The sequence below is a fragment of the Pseudarthrobacter sp. L1SW genome, assembly GCF_020809045.1.
In the GTDB taxonomy this organism is placed as follows: Bacteria; Actinomycetota; Actinomycetes; order Actinomycetales; family Micrococcaceae; genus Arthrobacter.
Genome location: NZ_CP078079.1, coordinates 3,515,372 through 3,532,361, shown reverse-complemented (window position 1 = coordinate 3,532,361; position 16,990 = coordinate 3,515,372). Strand labels below are relative to the sequence as shown.

Here is a 16,990-nt window from a genome sequence, read left to right as displayed (position 1 = left end):
GCCTTCAGGCCAAGAAACTAACCGACTGTCTCATATCCTTGACGGTCCTCAGACCGGAAGACGGCGATGTCGAGTGCAATCAACGCGAAGTTGGCAGCTGCGATTGCACCGACGATTGCGAACAGTATCCCGACGAACGGGGCCGTCACGGCGTTGAAGCCGAGCCAAGCGCCGACGAGGGCACCTGCCCAGGCCACGGCTAACCCGGCCTGCGTGATCTTGGCGGTCCGGGTTCGGCTGGTCCAGCCCAAGAAGATCCCCAGGCCGATCGGGGAGCCCACCGCGAGTACAACGAGCGGCTCGCTGTCGAGTGGCACGCTGAGCCGAGCTACCTGAAGAGACAGTACGGCGAGGAACCACCCGCCGAGGCCAAGCACGATCGGGTGCACCGATCGCATTGCGGCGCTGGCCGTGGGTCCGAAACCACCCTTCTTACGGGTCCTGCGAACTGCCCAGACCAGCGACCCAATAGTGAGCACCGCAATGGCCAGCATCACGCCCAGCACGCTCTTCGCGGTCTGGCCAAGCGTCGTCGAGGGGGTGAAATCTACCTGCTGTGGCTGGTAGAGAGAGTCATCGACCCGGCCGCTGTCGAGGAACGTCGTGATCAATCGGCTGCCGGCCCCCGGCTGGTCGGCCCAGAACGTGGGGGAGTGGCCGAACCCTAGTAGCACAACCTCCTGGCCGTTGGGTAGGGACGGCAGCAGCTCGGTCGTTGCTGCCTGCGGTGGCGTGGCCATGTCGAGTTCGCCGTTGATGATCAGGGTCGGCACCGCGGAAGTGCGCACCTGACGGTACTGGTCCTCCTCGGCTGTGGTGGGCCAAAGGTCGAGCCACCGAGCCTCACCCCAGCTACTCGCACTGGCGGCGTAACCCAGGTTCGAATAGTCCCGGTCTGTGGAGGCGAAGTACTTCCGCGCTGCCACAGTGTCGAGGGTAGCTGCCGCGGCGTACTGGCCCCAGACGAAGAACTTCGGGTACATCGTTTTGCCGAGCAGCGAGATTAACCAGAATCCGCTCGGATCACCTTCGGCAGCCGCTAACCAGCCTTCGAGCGTCGCGTCACGTCCCGGCGGTAACGCCGAATCCGGCTGCGTCATGCCGATGAACGACAGGGCGCGCACGGCGCCGCCCTGGAGCGGCAGCAACCCCCATCGGTCCGGAATGTCAGCCGCGGTCTGCCGGATTGTTTCAGCGAGGTCGGCGGTACGCGCCCGGCAAGGAGCATCCTTGGCGCAGTAGGCCGCGAGCCGGTCGACCAGCTCGTCCGTCATCTGGACGTCGTAGAGCAGGTGACCGGGTGGGTTGACCGCGATCATGACAGAACGGTGAATGCTGGCGGGATAGCGCCAGGCGTAGATCATCGCGGTCCGCGTGCCTGCACTTTGGCTCAACAGATCGATCCGGTCGTAGCCGAGTGCTGCGCGGGCGACTTCCATGTCATCGACTTGCTGCACCAGCCCGTACTGGGTGAGATCGACACCCTCGTCGGTCAGCCGGTCCGCACACCTCCCGAACGCATCCGCGTATGCCCGGAAGAACTCTTCACCAAGGAGGTCTTCGGCGCCGCGGAGCGCTGCCTCCACCTCGGGGCAGTCCAGGCGGACTGAGCCGTCGATACCGCGGTAGCCAACCAGGACGACATCGTGTTCCTCGAGGAGCCGGTTCGCCTGGTCGAACTCCATGTTTGTACTGCCGGGACCGCCTTCGAACCAGAAGATTGGTTCGCCGGGCTGCTCCGAGCGCGCGTGGATGCGGGTCACGGGTAGTGCGATCAGCCGTGAGTGCGGATCGGCATGGTTTTCGGGGACGACCAGGGTGCCGCAGTCGGCGGCCATGGGGCCGCTCTCGGTGTCATAGCTGCAGGGTTCCAGTGTCAGCTCACCAGCTGCTGCCCCGGGTGGGGCAGAAACCGGCACGTTGCGGAAGGCGAGACCGACGTAAGCGAGGGCGGCGGTCACAGCCGCGAGGAGCGTAAGAGCGACGATGCGCGCCAGGGGCATCATCTTCCTCGTCGGAGCACTCATGACGGCTCCTTCGGCTCATCCAGGTACGCGGGGGAGCACCACAGCGTCGAACAACAGGCTCTGGGACCGTCTCCGCGGTTCCCGCGCGCATCGGACTCCAGCGGCCGTTGATGAGAGCGCCTCATCAACACACCTTCACCTGTTCCTGTGGTGCCGTGCATGTTTCCATGCTGCGCATCACAGGCTCCTGGAGCCAAGGACCGAAGGTCATGTAAGTGGCAGCAATACCAAGTGGAGGTCGCGGTCATTTGTGAAGGCGGAGGGGACTGCCTCCGGGTGCGGGAGCGAATCCCCGCACCCGGACAGCGTTACGGCGACGAGCGTGCCGGTGACCGGTGACCGCCGTCAGGAGTCGGTGTTTGGTTGTTAGCCCTTCACTCCGGAGCGTGATACGCCTTCGATAATGAACCGCTGGAGGACGACAAACAGGGCGAGCACGGGCACGCTCGCGACGACGGCGCCGGCCATGAGCAGGTCATACCGCACGGCGTTGGCAGCCTGGAGGGTAGACAGGCCGGCCGGGAGTGTTTGCACCTCGGGGTTGAACAGGACGTATACGGGCCACAGGAAGTCGTTCCAGTTTCCGAGGAAGGCAAGCAGCGCCAGGGTTGCCATGGCGGGCTTGGCCAGCGGAAGAATGATCTTGGTGAACATCTGCCAGCGGTTGGCGCCGTCCAGCCGGGCGGCTTCTTCGAGTTCGTCCGGGAGGGCAGCGAAGAACTGCCGCATGAAGAACACGCCGAAGGCGGATGCCGCTGTTGGCACGATGATCGCGATCAGTGAGTTCAGCCAGCCGAGTTCGCTGACGATGAGGTAGTTCGGAATCACCAGGATCACCGGTGGGACCAGCAACGTGGCGACGATGACCGCAAAAACTATGCCCTTGCCGCGGAAATTCATGCGCGCCAAGGGGTAGGCCGCCAGCGATGCTGTCAGGACTACCAAGAAGGAGTGGGCCAGGGCGGCGACCATACTGTTGATGAACCAGCGAAGCACCGGGGTGTTGGTGCCGGGAGCCAGGATGGCCTCGTAGGCCTGTAGGGAGAAAGGGTTGGGAATCCAGGACGGGGGAATCGCTGTGGCGTCTGCCCGGGTTTTGAACGAGGTCATGATCATGAAGATGATCGGGCTGATGAAGACCAGTGCCACGATGCCGAGGACTACCAGCCGCAGGATGCTGCGGCTGGTGTTGGTGGGGCGTTTGGCGGGAAGGGATTCGTTCTGCAGGGCCTGCGGCTGGGTGAGCTGGGTCATTTGGACACCTTCTTGTCGCGTTTCTCGCGGAACAGCCAGAAAACAATGAGGCTAAGCGCCATCAGGAACAGGGTCAGCACGTAACTCATCGCCGCAGCGCTGCCCATGGAGAAGTTGCGCAGGCCAGTTTCAGCGATCTGATAGATCGCGGTGCGCGTTTCCCGTCCCGGGCCGCCCTGTGTCATGAGGTAGGACTGGCCGAACATGTTCACCGAAGCGATGAGGGTGACGATGGTGACGAAGGACAGCACAGGTCGCAGACCGGGCAAAGTGACGTTGAGAAACTGCTGCCAGCCGTTTGCGCCGTCCACGCGGGCCGCCTCGTACAGCTCTGCGGGAATGTCCTGGAGTGCGGCCAAGTAGATTACGGCGTTGAAGCCGAGCGTCCACCACACCGTCACCCCGACAAGAGCTACCCAGGCAGCGGGGGTGGAGGTGGTCCAGGCGGTATCGTCCGGCAGCCCGAGAAGGCCAAGGTAGTAGTTGACCAACCCAATGTTGTTATCCAGAAGGTACCGCCACAGGACGGCCACCACGGCGACACCGAGCACATAGGGGGCGAAGTAGACGGCGCGGAAGAAATTTCGGCCGGGGAATTTCTTTGCCATCAGCAGCGCCACCGCCAGGGGTATGGTGAGCAGCAGCGGCACGCTGAACAGAGTGAATATTCCTGTTGCCTGCATTGAACCCCAGAAATTCTTTGACTGCGCAGACTCAGGGTCAAACAGTCTGGTGTAGTTCTCGGCCCCGACGAAAGGTTTCAGGGGGAGGGTGTAGTCCCAGTTGTGGAGGCTGATCCACGCGCCGAAAACAATTGGAACCAGCACGAACCCGATAAACAGAAGCAGATACGGGGCCAGGAACAGCCACGGGGTGGCCGCGGCCTGCTTTTTGATGGTCCTGCTGGTGTCGGGGCCCTGCGGCCGGGGTGCCCTCTTCTCTAAGAGGGCACCCGTCGTCTTTGTCGAAGTCATGATTTCCGTCAGTTCCCGAACGAGGCTTGGTTTTCTTCCATCAGCGTGCTCGCCTGCTTGGCCGCGTCCGTAAGGGCCTGCTTGGGCTCCTGCGTGCCAAGGATCGCGTTGCTTACGGCGAGCTCGAGTGTTTCGCTCTGGACGGTGCCGATACCCGGCACCGGGGGAAGGAAACGCATCGACTCGATCTTCTGGGCAATCGCTTCCTGCGGCATTCCCTTCAGTGCACCGGCTGCCCGCACGGATTCGCGTGCCGGGATCATTCCTGACCCTGCCCATTCTGCTGAGTGCTCACTCATCCAGGCGATGAACACCTGTGCCGCAGCCTGTTTGTTCGCATCGGGTGAGGCCTGGCGGGGCAGGAAGAAGTTGTGGGAATTCGCCCACACTGCGTCTTTTTCTCCGATGACCGGGACCGGAACGGCCTTGTAGGGAAGACCGGACGCATCGAGGTCGTTGAGCTGCCAGATGCCGTCCCAGGTGATTGACGTTTCGCCGTTCTTGAACGCGACGTACTGGGAATCAACGGCGACATCCTTTGGGCTGTAGCCGTCCTTGATGACGGAGGTCTGCCATGCGAGGGCCTGCACGCCTTCCTCGGAATCGAAGGTGGCCTTGGCTTCCTCGGCGTTATAGGGGTCCCCGCCGTTTTGCCAGAGCAGCGAAAGGTGCATCAGGTGCGCGGGCCACTTGGCCGGCATCCAGAACGGGTTTTCGAACCCTGCGTTCTTGAGTTTGGCGAGGGCATCCTTGAAGGAAGCTGCGTCCGTGGGCGCCTCTGTGATGCCTGCCTTCGCGAAGTGCTCTGTGTTGTAGTACATGGCGAGCGAGTGCACGTCCAGCGGCACGCCGTAGCGTTTGTCCTTGTAGACGCCCGCTTCCCATACCTCTTTGGTGAAGTCGTCTGCAGTAAGGTCCAGCCCGGATGTCAGCTTGTCCAGCGGAACAATCACGTTGCGGGCGGCGTTGGTGGCGAGCTGATCCAGGTGCATGACCCCCACGTCGGGTCCTTCCCCGGCAGTGACGGCCGCTGGAAGGCGCTGGTAGAAGTCAGCCCACTGCATTGTGTTGGAGACGACCTTGATGTTCTCGTGCTCCGCATTGAAGTCTTTAACCATTTGCTCCATGAAGGGGCCGTCTCCGCCGGTAAACCCGTTCCAGTATGAGAGCTCAACGGCTGGACCGGTGTATTCACCGGTGAACTCCTGCTCGGTGGTCTGCTGGCCACCCGAACCGCTGCACGCGGTCAGGGCCATAAGAGCTGCGGCGCCAAGGGCCGTAGCGGTGGAAATGCGACTGCGGAATGACCGCTTTGCATAGGTCATCATTGTCCTCCTAGTGAAACGTGCACCATCTGGCGTGGGCATCGTTGATCGGCATGCCGCATTCCTGTGACGCACGGAACACTGGCCTCCGTAAAACATACAGCGCTGTAAACGGGGTGTCCAGTGTTTTCTATTTCACGCGCCAGCCTCCAGCCTTGGTCGGTCCGGGCAGGACCAGCGGTGCCGTTAGGATGAGGTCGATAGAAGATCAAGGACTGGGTTGGGCACGCCGGCGCTGCGGGACAAATCGCTTGCCGCGGTTGGAGCACCACGATTTGGCTGTTGCTCCGCCAGGGCCTTTGGGGGCCGCGGTTGCTGTCCTACCCGGCGGGCGTCTCTTCGGTGTCGCGGGTAGTCACGAGGAAAATCGCCAGAGACAGGATGACATTATGGGTAGGGTTCGCCTGCAGGACGTCGCCGAGGTGGCCGGCGTCTCAATGAAGACGGTGTCAAACGTCGTTCACAACTATGCCCATGTCAGCCAGCCCATGCGGGAACGGGTGCAGCAGGCGATAGACGAACTGGGTTACCGTCCCAACGCCCTTGGCAGGAGCCTGGCCACGGGAAAAACCGGCATGCTTGCCCTGGCTTTCAGCGACGTCAGCCTCCCCTACTTCTCCGAGCTCGCGCGCATTGTCTCCATGGAAGCGTCACGCCGAGGCTACCGTCTGCTGCTCGAACAGACAGACGGCACCCTTGAGGGGGAGCGGGCGGTCATCGCCATGACTGAGGCCGGACTTGTGGACGGCATTATTTTCCAGCCTTCAACCATGTCGGCGCTGGAAATCGCGCGCCACCGCGCGGATACGCCCTTGGTCCTGCTCGGGGAAGGCTCGGCGCCGTTGAGTGTTGACCGGGTGATGATCGACAATGTCGAGGCTGCAATGGCAGCAACCCGCCACCTCCTGGCGATGGGCCGGCGGCGGATAGGTTTCCTTGGCCACGAACAGGACAAGCTTTCGGCAACCTCCCAACAGCGACTGATGGGGTACCAGGAAGCACTGGAAGTGGCTGGCATGCGCGTGGATACGGCCTTGCTGATTCCCAGCCGCAGCATCAGCTCCCGCGACGCTGCACGCGCCACGGGGGAGGCCCTCGACCGCGGACTGCAACTGGACGCGCTGTTCTGCCGCGACGACCTCGCTGCCATTGGCGCCCTGCGGGCACTGCAGGAACGCGGGCTTGCCGTTCCTGGCGATGTCGCTGTCATCGGTTGGGACAACATCTCCATGTCGGCTTTCACCTACCCAAGCCTCACTACGGTCGCGGCTGACACAAGCGCGCTGGCAAGCGCCGCCCTTGACCTGCTGGAGGAGCGGATAGCCGGCTACGCGGGGGCAGGCCGGCACAAGCTGGTGGATTACTCCCTGGAGCTCAGGGAAAGCGCGCCGCAGCTGCCCTGAGGTTGGCAGCCCGGACTCGCGGGTCTCAATGACAAAGATACATATAACGCAAGCAAAAATAGCTTTCTGTTTACAGCGCTGGAAAAATCGTACACACTTGAGGCATGCATACTGACGCTGCGCCTCGAGCCACAGACCATATCCGCGCGAGCAGGAGCGGAGGAACGTACCCGCGGCCGCAACTGGTCCGGGGGGCCCATCACACCCTTGACGTAGTTAGCGGCTTCGCCTACGACGACGACGACCGTGGACGGTTTGAGCACTGGGAACTGCGCCCGGACGTGTTCACCCAGAGGATCCAGCTGCCCTTCGCGCCGGAATCCGCAGCCTCCGGCATCGGCGACACCGGCTACCACCCGATCGTCTGGTACCGGATCGCTTTGGATGAGTCGGCACTGGATGAGGCCGGCAGGATCTCGCAGGGCGACACTATCCTGCTGCATTTCGGCGCCGTGGATTACGCCGCCGACGTGTGGGTGGACGGCCAGCACGTTGGGTCCCATGAGGGTGGCCAGACAGCCTTCAGCATTGACATCACCACCGCTCTTGGGCGGGACACGGAGGATCACAGCATCGTGGTCCGCGCCCAGGACGACCCCTTGGATGTCACCGTTCCCCGCGGCAAGCAGGACTGGCAGGTGGAGCCCCACTCCATCTGGTACCACCGCACCACCGGCATCTGGCGGACCGTGTGGGTGGAAGCGGTGCCCGCGCTCCACGTCCGCCACCTCTCATGGACGCCCAACGTCCCCGAGGCCTCGGTAAGAGCCGAACTGGAACTAAGCCACAGGCCGCTCGATGGTGCTTCCGTCGACGTCACCCTGTCCTTGGACGGGCATGAGCTGGCCCGGCAGCAAATCTCTGTCCATAGCGACCAGATAGTTCTGGACATCCCTTTGCAGGCCCAGCGGAACGGCCAAAACTATGAGCAAATGCTCTGGTCCCCGGAACACCCGCGCCTCATCGACGCCACCGTCACCGTCACTGATGCCATGGGCACCAGTGACGTCGTGGCATCGTACCTAGGTCTGCGTTCCGTCGCGGCGGCGCACGGAACGTTCCTGCTCAATGACCGGCCCACCTACGTCCGCTCGGTGCTGGAGCAGGGCTACTGGCCGCAGTCCCACTACACCGCACCCACCCTCGAGGCCCTTCGCGAAGAGGTTGAGCTCATCAAGTCCCTGGGATTCAATGCCGCCCGGATCCACCAAAAAGTGGAGGACCCGCGGTTCCTCTACTGGTGCGATCGGCTGGGCCTGATGATCTGGGGTGAAACCGCCGGCGCGTATGAATTCAACCCACTTGCCGTCAGCCGGCTCACCAAGGAGTGGGTGGACATCGTCCGGTCTTCCGCCTCGCACCCAAGCATCATCACCTGGGTGCCGCTGAACGAATCCTGGGGCGTGCAGCACGGAGCGCACTCCGAAGCGCAACGCTCCTATGGCCTGGCACTGGCCAACCTTACCCGCGCACTGGACCCGTCCCGGCCTGTCATCTCCAACGACGGTTGGGAGCACACGGATTCGGAAATCTGGACCTTCCACGACTACGAACACTCCGGCGAAATCCTGCGACAGCGGTACGGCAGCAAGGCAAACATCGATGCCATGATCCGGGGCATCGGTCCAGCCGGACGGCGCATGTCCGTCATCCCGGAGCCTGACACTGACAGGCCCGTCATGTTGACCGAATTCGGAGGCATCTCATATGCGCCCGGTACAGCTTTTGATGACAGTTGGGGCTACTCTGCCGCCGCCAATGCGGTCGATTTCCAGGACCGGCTATCGGCAATTCTCGACGCAGTGAACGCCTCCGCACACCTCTCGGGCTTTTGCTACACCCAGATCACGGACACACGGCAGGAGACAAACGGGCTGTGTGACGAAAACCGGAAGCCGAAACTCCCGGTTGCAGCCCTGGCCCAGATCATCACAGGAAGACCATGCCCGTAATGTCCCGGCTGCCCCTGTCCGGCCGCCAGATCGACCTCGAACACGGCCCGTACATGGCCTCCCTCGCCACCGTAGGCGCATCATTGCGCACCTTGCGCTTCAAGGGCAGGGACCTGGTTCTTCCCTACGCGGCCGATGACGTTCGTCCTGCCTATCGCGGGGCAATTCTCGCCCCCTGGCCGAACCGGGTGACCGACGGCCGGTACTCCTTCAATGGCGTCCGGCACCAGCTCAACATCACCGAACCCCAGCGTGGGCACGCGCTGCACGGCTTGCTCGTCTGGCAGGACTGGTCCATTGATGGCGCCACCGGTTCCTCGGTCACGTTGTCCTGCACCCTTGTGGCGCAGCAGGGATACCCGTTTCCCCTCCACGTGCAGGCCCGCTACACCCTCGATGAAACCGGCCTCACCACCACCGTCAGCGCACTGAACATCGGACCCGGCGCAGCCCCCTACGGGGTGGCTGCACACCCCTACCTCGTCGCAGGCGAAGGGACGGTCAATGACTGGACGCTAGAACTGCCGGCTGAAAAGATGCTGCAGGTAACCGAAGACCGGCTGGTCCCTACAGGACTTGCCGACGTCGGCGGTCCTGGCGCACAGGAGTATGACTTCCGCCAGGCCCGGCCCATCGGTTCCCTGCCAATCGATCACGCCTTCACCGGGCTCACCCGAAATCCAGCCGGTCAGGCGGCCCTGCGGCTCACCCGGGCCGACGGCACCGGAACAGCCATGATCTGGGGCGAGGAATGTCCCTGGGTGCAGATCCACACCGCGGACGCACCCGAGGCCGGGGCACGGCACGGCCTCGCCGTCGAACCCATGACCTGCCCTCCCAACGCCTTCAACTCGACAACAGACCTGCATATCCTCCAGCCTGGCAACACGCATACGGCCCGCTGGACGATACAGGCCATTGACCAAACCGCCCTACCTTCCGGTGGAACGTAACCCAGAGACCAGGACGGCAAACAAACACACTGCACACCTTGCCCGAGTGAAGGCAGGGTGGCGCAATGATCGGTCCCGAAGAGGAGGAAGAGCAGTACATGAAGATTCTGGTCACCGGAGGCACCGGCTACATCGGTTCCCACACTGTTTTGTCCCTGCAGGAAGCCGGCCATGACGTGGTGGTGATCGACAACCTGGTCAACTCCAGTGAAGAGTCCCTCCTGCGGGTTGCCGAACTCAGCGGCAAGACCGCAAAGTTCCATAATGTCGACCTCGTGGACGAGGCCGCCGTCGAGCGTGTCTTCGCCGACAGCCCCATTGACGCGGTCATCCACTTCGCGGGACTGAAGGCAGTCGGCGAATCCGTCCGTGAACCGCTGAAGTACTACTACAACAACCTGGTGGGGACCCTGAACCTCATCCGGGTGATGGACCGCCACGATGTCCGGTCCATTGTCTTCAGCTCCTCCGCCACGGTCTACGGCGAGCACAACCCCATCCCCTACGTCGAAAAGATGGAAATCGGCGCCAACAACCCCTACGGCCGCACCAAGGAACAGATCGAGGACATCCTCTCCGACCTCGGCGCCGCCGACCCCCGCTGGCACATCGCCCTGCTGCGCTACTTCAACCCGGTCGGTGCCCACCCCTCCGGCCGGATCGGCGAAGACCCCCAGGGCATCCCCAACAACCTCGTCCCCTTCATCGCCCAGGTCGCTGTGGGCCGGCGCGAGAAACTCATGGTCTTCGGCGGCGACTACGACACCCCCGACGGCACCTGCCTGCGCGACTACATCCACGTCGTCGACCTCGCCGAAGGCCACGTAGCCGCACTCAACCACGTGGCGGACCGCGCCGGCGTCTTCCGCTGGAACCTCGGCTCCGGCAAGGGCTCCTCCGTCCTTGAAGTCCTCCGCTCCTTCGAAAAAGCCGTGGGCAAGCCCATCCCCTACGAAATCACCGGCCGCCGCGCCGGCGACCTCCCCGCCTTCTGGGCCGACGCAACCTCCGCCCTCGCCGACCTCAGCTGGTCCACCACCAAAATCGTGGACCAGATGTGCGAGGACCACTGGCGCTGGCAGAAGAACAACCCCCAGGGCTACACCTCCTGAGACCGGTGATTAACGACGCCGGCCGCCCACCTTTGGAAGGTGGGCGGCCGGCGTCGTACTTCTAAATGCTGTCAGCGGATGCCGAGGTCGCTGTCAACGTACGAACCGGGACGATTTTGAGCACCATGCTGGCAATTGCAGCCACCATCCAGCTGCAGCCGAACGGTCACGGGACTCGATGCTTCGAGCTGAATGTCACCATGCTCCTTCCCGTTGCTGCTCAGGCGGAGAATTGATTCTTGGTCGTTGCGATGGGTCATGAAATTACCTTTGCTGATGCAGGGAGAGTGGATGCGCGCCGGTGGCACGGGCCAGATGGGTTTCTACGCCTTGACGTATCCGTTCGGGTTGAGCACGAACTTCGTTGCCGAACCGGCGTCGAATTCTGCGTAGCCGCGCGGTGCGTCCTCAAGCGGGATTGCTGTGGCGTTTACGGCCTTGGCGATCTGGACCTTGTCGTGCAGGATCGCCATCATCAGCTGGCGGTTGTACGACATCACGGGGCACTGGCCGGTGGTGAAGGACAGGGACTTTGCCCATCCGGTGCCCAGGGACAGGGACAGGGAGCCGTGCTTTGCGGCGTCGTCGATTCCACCCGGGTCGCCGGTGACATAGAGGCCGGGAATCCCAAGGGCCCCGCCTGCAGCGGTGATGTCCATGAGGGAGTTCAGCACGGTGGCCGGGGCCTCGTGGGAGGCGTCCTTCCCGTGACCGCGGGCTTCGAACCCTACGGCGTCCACGCCGCAATCCACCTCGGGCACGCCAAGGATTTGCTCGATCTGGTCCTTCGGATCGCCCTTGGTGACGTTCACCGTTTCGCAGCCGAAGGAGCGGGCCTGAGCCAGCCGGTCTTCGTTCATGTCACCGACAATGACGACGGCGGCACCTAGCAGCTGCGCGCCGACGGCTGCCGCGAGGCCCACTGGGCCTGCACCGGCAATGTAGACGGTGGACCCAACGCCCACTCCCGCAGTGACGGCGCCGTGGAAGCCTGTAGGGAAAATATCGGAGAGCATGGTCAGGTCCATGATCTTTTCCAGGGCCTGGTCGCGGTCCGGGAACTTCAGCAGGTTCCAGTCAGCGTAGGGGACCAGCACGTATTCGGCCTGGCCGCCCACCCAGCCGCCCATATCCACATAACCGTAGGCGCTGCCCGGGCGGTCAGGGTTGACGTTCAGGCAGATGCCCGTCTTGCGCTCTTTGCAGTTCCGGCAACGCCCGCAGGAGATATTGAAAGGTACAGAGACAATGTCTCCCACCTTGATGAACTCCACGTCCGGACCGACCTCCACCACTTCGCCGGTGATTTCGTGGCCAAGGACGAGGTCCTTGGGGGCCGTGGTCCGGCCCCTAACCATGTGCTGGTCCGAGCCGCAGATGTTCGTGGTCACGGTACGCAGGATCGCGCCGTGGGGCACTTTTCGGCCCACATTGGCCGGATTAACGCCGGGCCCATCCCTGAGTTCCAATGTCGGGTAGTCGGTGTTGATGATTTCGACGACACCGGGTTCTTTGTAGGCAACGGCTCTGTTTCCTGACATGGACACTCCTTTTGGTAGGGGTATGTGGTGCAGGGCCTTCCGATTGGATGGCCTTGCACTTGGTCTGGCAAAGTTGCCGGCGCTGGTCCGTTGCCCGAGAACGGTGCTTCGATGGGGATACCTCCCCAGGTTCCACGCCATCGAAGCACCCTTCACGGACACGGCACAGCTCTTCCTTCCCTAGGGCGACGGCCCGCAGTGGAAGAGCTTGTACTGATGAGACTAGGGTCACAGGAGCTGCAACAAAAGCGCAAGATTTTTAAGATATCCATGCAGAATTAGTGCACGAACGCCTCCGCGGCTTGTACTTTTTGGCGGGGTCCTCAGACCTTGAGTTGAAGCCGGTCCTTTGCTTGGGTGGAATCAGCCTTTGCTGCGTGCCTGCCCGCGCCAGCCACCGGCTTCACGCGCCGGAACGCGGCTAGAATCGCCCGGCCCACCACAACGATTCCGATGACCGTGGTGACGGCACGCAGCGTGTCCCAGCCCGCCGTCGACGTCACGAGCGAGTACAGCAGGAAGCTGCTGGGGTTGGTGCTAAGCGGCGCGCCGGGCTCGTACACACGCACCCGCCCGAAGATGAGCGTCGCGGCCGAGGAGCCGAAGGACACGGCAGCGTATCTCAAACTCGAGTACCGCGGCGAGCGATTCTCGCTCGGCTACCCCGCGGGCCGGGGCACGGAGGACCGCCGCAAGGTAACCGAGCTGCTGAAGCCCAAGTCGATGATTAGAAACTCATCTTGCATTCTGATCAGCACCGGCGGGTACTGTGAGCTGTCCTTGGCCCAGATCTGCGAGAATCCGATCGGCGACTGCTTCAATGCCGCCTTCGGATGTCACTGCCATTCCGGCTTCGGCTGTTTCCAGGGCCTCAAGTGTCTCCAGCTGTGAGGTGAGCAGAGATGGAGGCATGAAGTGTCCTGGACGCTGGACCAGCCGCTCCTTCAGTACCGAAGGGTCGACAGTTAAGAGGATGAACCGGGTAGAGGGAGCGGCTGCGCGGATAGCGTCGCGGTAGGCGCGTTTGAGGGCCGAGCAGGCAACCACGATCCCGTGGGGGTGTTCGGCCGCGAGTTCTGCGCCGACAAGGCGAAGCCAGGGCCATCTGTCTTCATCGGTGAGCGGTGTGCCAGTTGCCATTTTTTCGACGTTCGGCAAGGGGTGCAGGTCGTCAGCGTCCTTGAACCTTGCTCCGAGCCGGGCTGCGAGGGCGGCGCCGACGGTACTCTTTCCTGAGCCCGATACGCCCATGACGACGATGGGGCTGTGCACTACAGCGCTCCCTGTTGTGCTGTTCCTGCGGGGATCGGAACCATCCGGGTCACTTCGACAGGCTTTTCCAGCAGGCCTTCGAGGGAAGCATTCAGGCGTTTGACCGGTTCACCTTCGCCGTGGGCATCCAGCAGCGCAGCGGATTCCCATTTCTCAATCATGAGGATCTGGTTGTTTGGGGCTTCATGGATCGCGTAGAGCAGGCAACCGGGTTCCTGGTGTACTTCGCTGATGGCGGGGGAGAGAGCGGCTACGACCTGGTCGAAGGCCCCTTCCTTCGGGCTGAAAGCAGCGGTAACGACGATGGTCATGATGGGGTTCTCCTGGTGCTAGGGGTGCCGTGAGGGCGTGAGAGGGCCCTTGGGGACGCGGCACGGACCGACGGCAAAAGTCCGTCGGTCCGCGCCGAACATCCGCAGGGTGTTCTTCAGACTTACCTGCTGGCGGCGAGGTTTTCCTCAAGGGCAAGGGCCTCGGTTTCGCGGCGCAGTTCAAGGGCCTGGGCGAGTGAGTCGTCCATGATGACGTCTTCCCAGAGGACGATCCCACCCTTGGCTACGTCATTGCGGAGTTCCACGTGGTGGGCCAGCGCGACGGGCAGTGCGCCGGTAGTGACGGAGTGCTTCGCTGAAACGAGTTGGCCCCAGACGGTGTATCCGCCTTCGCCGTCGAGGAACTCACCGGCTTTGAGGTCTTTCTTGGCGGTGGCGACAACGTCGCCGAAGAATCCGATGGGCGAACCTGTGGGGATTCCGCGGAGGACGGCGTTGGCGATGGATAGGTTCAGTTCCAGGCCGACGTAGTGGTAGGGACGGTACAGGGCCGCGTACTGGCCGGTGGGGTCCGGGTGCCAGGGGTATTCGTTGAAGCAGCCGGAGACGTAGGCGTTCGTTGCCTTCACGACAACGAAAACGCCTTCCTGGGTGTTGTGGGGGATCCAGGTGCCGTCGCGGTTGACACTGGACATGACATCGACGGTCCCTTCGTGTGCGAGGGCTCCTCCGACGTCGGCGGGGCGGCAGATGGTGGCGATTTCCTCAACGTCTCCCGGGGTGAACGTCAGTCCGGTGTCAGAGGGCACCAGTCCTGCCCCGTTGGCGACGGCGGCCATTTCGATGGCGGCCTTGGTTCCGTCGCGGAAGGAGGTGTGCATGTTGGGGTTCAGCTGCCCGGAGTCGGTGAGTTCCTTGGAAAATTCCCAGTTTTCCCAGACGTTGTCCGGGTTCATCTCGTGGTAGTGCTCAAGGAATTTGGCGCCCTTGCCGGCGCAGACGACGTCGAATCCGCTGGTGCGGGCCCAGTCGACAAGTTCCATGATGAGGGCCGGCTGGTCGCCGTATGCCATCGAGTAGACAACACCGGCTGCTTCTGCCCGCTTAGCAAGAGCGGGCCCTGCCAGCGCGTCGGCTTCGACCGTGACCATGATGATGTGCTTCTTCGTTTCAATGGCGCGCAGGGCGTGCTTGACACCAACGATGGGGTTGCCGGTGGCTTCGACGATGATGTCGATGTCGACGTCGAAAAGCTCGTCAGCGTTGGCCACGATCGCGGTTGAGCGGTCCCGCAGCGCGGTTGCTATGTCGGGGGCGATCTGGTTCTTGGGCCAGCCAACAAGTTCGAAAGCACCTTCAGCGCGCTTGACGTTAATGTCTGCGATGGCGACAACGTGGATCCCGGGAATGTTGTTTGCCTGGGCCAGGTACATCGTTCCGTAGCGTCCGGCGCCGATCAGACCGACCCGGATGGGTTTTCCGTCGGCTTCGCGCTGGGACAGGAGGTGGTGCAGATTCATGGGTTGCCTTTCAAGGGATACGGCGCTGTTCCGGAAGGGTTGCGGGCTGGTCTGAGGTTGACCGCAGCTTTGGGGGCTCTACTTACTGACCTTGCGGCTTGCCCCCGTTGGTAGTGAGGCTGCCGAACAAGCGGGACCGAACTAAGGTAAAATAAGTGGAACCGGTACACTTTTATGTCACAGGGATAGGCTCAAGGTCAAGCCCCAGGCTGAAAAAGGTTTCCGGATGTCCAACGAAGTGCCAGGCAAGGAGTAGGCGTGCAGAAACAACCGACCATCCGCGATGTTGCCCAGGCGGCCGGGGTGTCCGTTGCGGTGGTCTCCCGGGTGCTGAACCCCGGGTCGGGTCCCGTCGCTGCAGCTACCCGCGGCAGGGTGAACGACGTGATGAAGAACCTCGGCTATCACCCCCGCACCGCAGCCAGGGAGCTTAAATTCGGCCCGCCTACAACCCTGGGGCTGCTGCTCGCCGACGTCTCCAACCCCTTTTTCGCCAGGCTGGCCGACCAGGTGGTGCAGGAAGCGCACTCGCGCGGAATCCAGGTGTTGCTGATGACAACGCAGGAGGATGATCAGCTGGAGTCCGAACGTCTGGCGACACTGATCGAACGCAGGGTCAGTGGGATTATCGCGACGCCGACGGGCAACAACCTGGCCACCTGGAAGCATCTCCAGGATCTGGGCACCGAGGTGGTGTTTGTCGATCGATCGATACCGTCGCTCCCTGAAGTTGATGTTGTCAGCATCGACAACTTTGAATCCGCCCGCTCTGCCACGGCGCTGCTCGCAGCGTACGGCCACCGCCGCATCGGGATCATCTCCGGACCGGCTTCCTCCACTACCGGCAGGGACCGGATTGCCGGCTATCGGCAAGCCCTGGAAACGGCCGGCTTGGATCAGGATGAGCTCCTCATACGGCACGCCGCGTTCCGCGGATCGGCGGGAGGAGATGCAGCGTCGGCGCTGCTCAGCATCGAGGACCCGCCCACCGCGTTGGTGGTGGCAAATACCGCCCAGGTAACCGAAGTCCTGCGGCGCCTCTCCCACGCAGGAATCGACATCCCCGGGACGCTGTCCGTCATCGTCTTTGAAGATTCACCCTGGACCGAACTCGTGACCCCGCCGCTGACAATCGTCAGGCAGCCCATAGATCTGCTCGCCCGGCATTCCGTGCAGCTCGCCTTGTCCAACACGCAGGGCAAGACGTCGGGAAAACCCAACGTCATACACGTCGCTGCCGAACTGGTCGAACGGTCCAGCGTTGCCCGGCTGCAGTTAGCGAAGTAATACGAAGCTGTCGTACGCTCCTCAATGTTTACAGCCGCGCCTGCCTGTGGTAAAAAAGTGTACCGGTTCCACTGGGGCCGAAATCTTCCACTAAGTTC

Annotated in this window: 15 protein-coding genes; 5 read left to right on the top strand and 10 right to left on the bottom strand. The window is 62.7% G+C overall.

Going from position 1 to position 16,990, the window contains the following annotated elements:
• Window positions 1–17 precede the first annotated feature (17 nt).
• The 4 genes from KTR40_RS16410 to KTR40_RS16395 all read right to left on the bottom strand — a co-directional run bounded on the left by KTR40_RS16410 (window position 18) and on the right by KTR40_RS16395 (window position 5,580).
• Window positions 18–2,027 (bottom strand): alpha/beta hydrolase, encoded by a 2,010-nt coding sequence (locus KTR40_RS16410; RefSeq protein WP_139030567.1) that lies wholly within the window; start codon window positions 2,025–2,027, stop codon window positions 18–20.
• Between the two features lie 366 nt (window positions 2,028–2,393).
• The gene (locus KTR40_RS16405) at window positions 2,394–3,281 is read right to left on the bottom strand and encodes a carbohydrate ABC transporter permease (RefSeq protein ID WP_139030566.1); all 888 of its coding nucleotides are present in this window, start codon (window positions 3,279–3,281) and stop codon (window positions 2,394–2,396) included.
• Entirely contained in the window at window positions 3,278–4,108 is an 831-nt protein-coding gene (locus tag KTR40_RS16400) for a carbohydrate ABC transporter permease (protein ID WP_228404410.1), read from the bottom strand. The genes KTR40_RS16405 and KTR40_RS16400 overlap by 4 nt, the downstream gene beginning before the upstream one ends.
• A gap of 155 nt (window positions 4,109–4,263) precedes the next feature.
• A complete protein-coding gene (locus KTR40_RS16395) occupies window positions 4,264–5,580 on the bottom strand; it encodes an ABC transporter substrate-binding protein (protein ID WP_179997648.1) in 1,317 nt (438 codons plus the stop codon).
• 389 nt (window positions 5,581–5,969) lie between these two features.
• Here KTR40_RS16395 and KTR40_RS16390 point away from each other — a divergent pair, with 389 nt between their 5' ends.
• The 4 genes from KTR40_RS16390 (at window position 5,970) to galE (ending at window position 11,000) form a co-directional block, all read left to right on the top strand.
• Window positions 5,970–6,983 carry a LacI family DNA-binding transcriptional regulator gene (locus tag KTR40_RS16390; RefSeq protein WP_139030563.1) on the top strand — a complete coding sequence of 338 codons (1,014 nt, stop codon included), beginning with the start codon at window positions 5,970–5,972 and terminating at the stop codon, window positions 6,981–6,983.
• A 104-nt stretch (window positions 6,984–7,087) separates the two neighbouring features.
• Complete coding sequence (locus tag KTR40_RS16385; protein ID WP_139030562.1) at window positions 7,088–8,935, top strand: glycoside hydrolase family 2 protein; 1,848 nt, start codon at window positions 7,088–7,090, stop codon at window positions 8,933–8,935.
• Window positions 8,935–9,888 carry an aldose 1-epimerase family protein gene (locus tag KTR40_RS16380; protein ID WP_139030768.1) on the top strand — a complete coding sequence of 318 codons (954 nt, stop codon included), beginning with the start codon at window positions 8,935–8,937 and terminating at the stop codon, window positions 9,886–9,888. The genes KTR40_RS16385 and KTR40_RS16380 overlap by 1 nt, the downstream gene beginning before the upstream one ends.
• 98 nt (window positions 9,889–9,986) lie before the next feature.
• Window positions 9,987–11,000 (top strand): UDP-glucose 4-epimerase GalE, encoded by a 1,014-nt coding sequence (gene galE / locus KTR40_RS16375; protein WP_228406174.1) that lies wholly within the window; start codon window positions 9,987–9,989, stop codon window positions 10,998–11,000.
• Between the two features lie 71 nt (window positions 11,001–11,071).
• Here galE and KTR40_RS16370 read toward each other — a convergent pair whose 3' ends face one another.
• The 6 genes from KTR40_RS16370 to KTR40_RS16345 form a co-directional block, all read right to left on the bottom strand.
• The gene (locus KTR40_RS16370; protein WP_139030508.1) at window positions 11,072–11,260 is read right to left on the bottom strand and encodes a hypothetical protein; all 189 of its coding nucleotides are present in this window, start codon (window positions 11,258–11,260) and stop codon (window positions 11,072–11,074) included.
• 63 nt (window positions 11,261–11,323) lie between these two features.
• Window positions 11,324–12,541 (bottom strand): formaldehyde dehydrogenase, glutathione-independent, encoded by a 1,218-nt coding sequence (fdhA, locus tag KTR40_RS16365; RefSeq protein WP_139030507.1) that lies wholly within the window; start codon window positions 12,539–12,541, stop codon window positions 11,324–11,326.
• Between the two features lie 323 nt (window positions 12,542–12,864).
• Entirely contained in the window at window positions 12,865–13,167 is a 303-nt protein-coding gene (locus KTR40_RS16360) for a hypothetical protein (protein WP_139030506.1), read from the bottom strand.
• A 109-nt stretch (window positions 13,168–13,276) separates the two neighbouring features.
• Window positions 13,277–13,813, bottom strand: a complete 537-nt coding sequence (locus KTR40_RS16355; RefSeq protein ID WP_228404409.1) for a gluconokinase — start codon at window positions 13,811–13,813, stop codon at window positions 13,277–13,279.
• On the bottom strand, window positions 13,813–14,124 hold the full coding sequence (locus KTR40_RS16350; RefSeq protein ID WP_139030504.1) for a putative quinol monooxygenase: 312 nt from the start codon (window positions 14,122–14,124) through the stop codon (window positions 13,813–13,815). The genes KTR40_RS16355 and KTR40_RS16350 overlap by 1 nt, the downstream gene beginning before the upstream one ends.
• A 122-nt stretch (window positions 14,125–14,246) precedes the next feature.
• Window positions 14,247–15,605 (bottom strand): NAD(P)H-dependent oxidoreductase, encoded by a 1,359-nt coding sequence (locus KTR40_RS16345; protein WP_139030503.1) that lies wholly within the window; start codon window positions 15,603–15,605, stop codon window positions 14,247–14,249.
• Between the two features lie 258 nt (window positions 15,606–15,863).
• On the opposite strand from KTR40_RS16345, the gene KTR40_RS16340 reads away from it, so the two are divergent.
• Window positions 15,864–16,892, top strand: a complete 1,029-nt coding sequence (locus KTR40_RS16340) for a LacI family DNA-binding transcriptional regulator (protein WP_139030502.1) — start codon at window positions 15,864–15,866, stop codon at window positions 16,890–16,892.
• The last annotated feature ends 98 nt before the right edge of the window (window positions 16,893–16,990 follow it).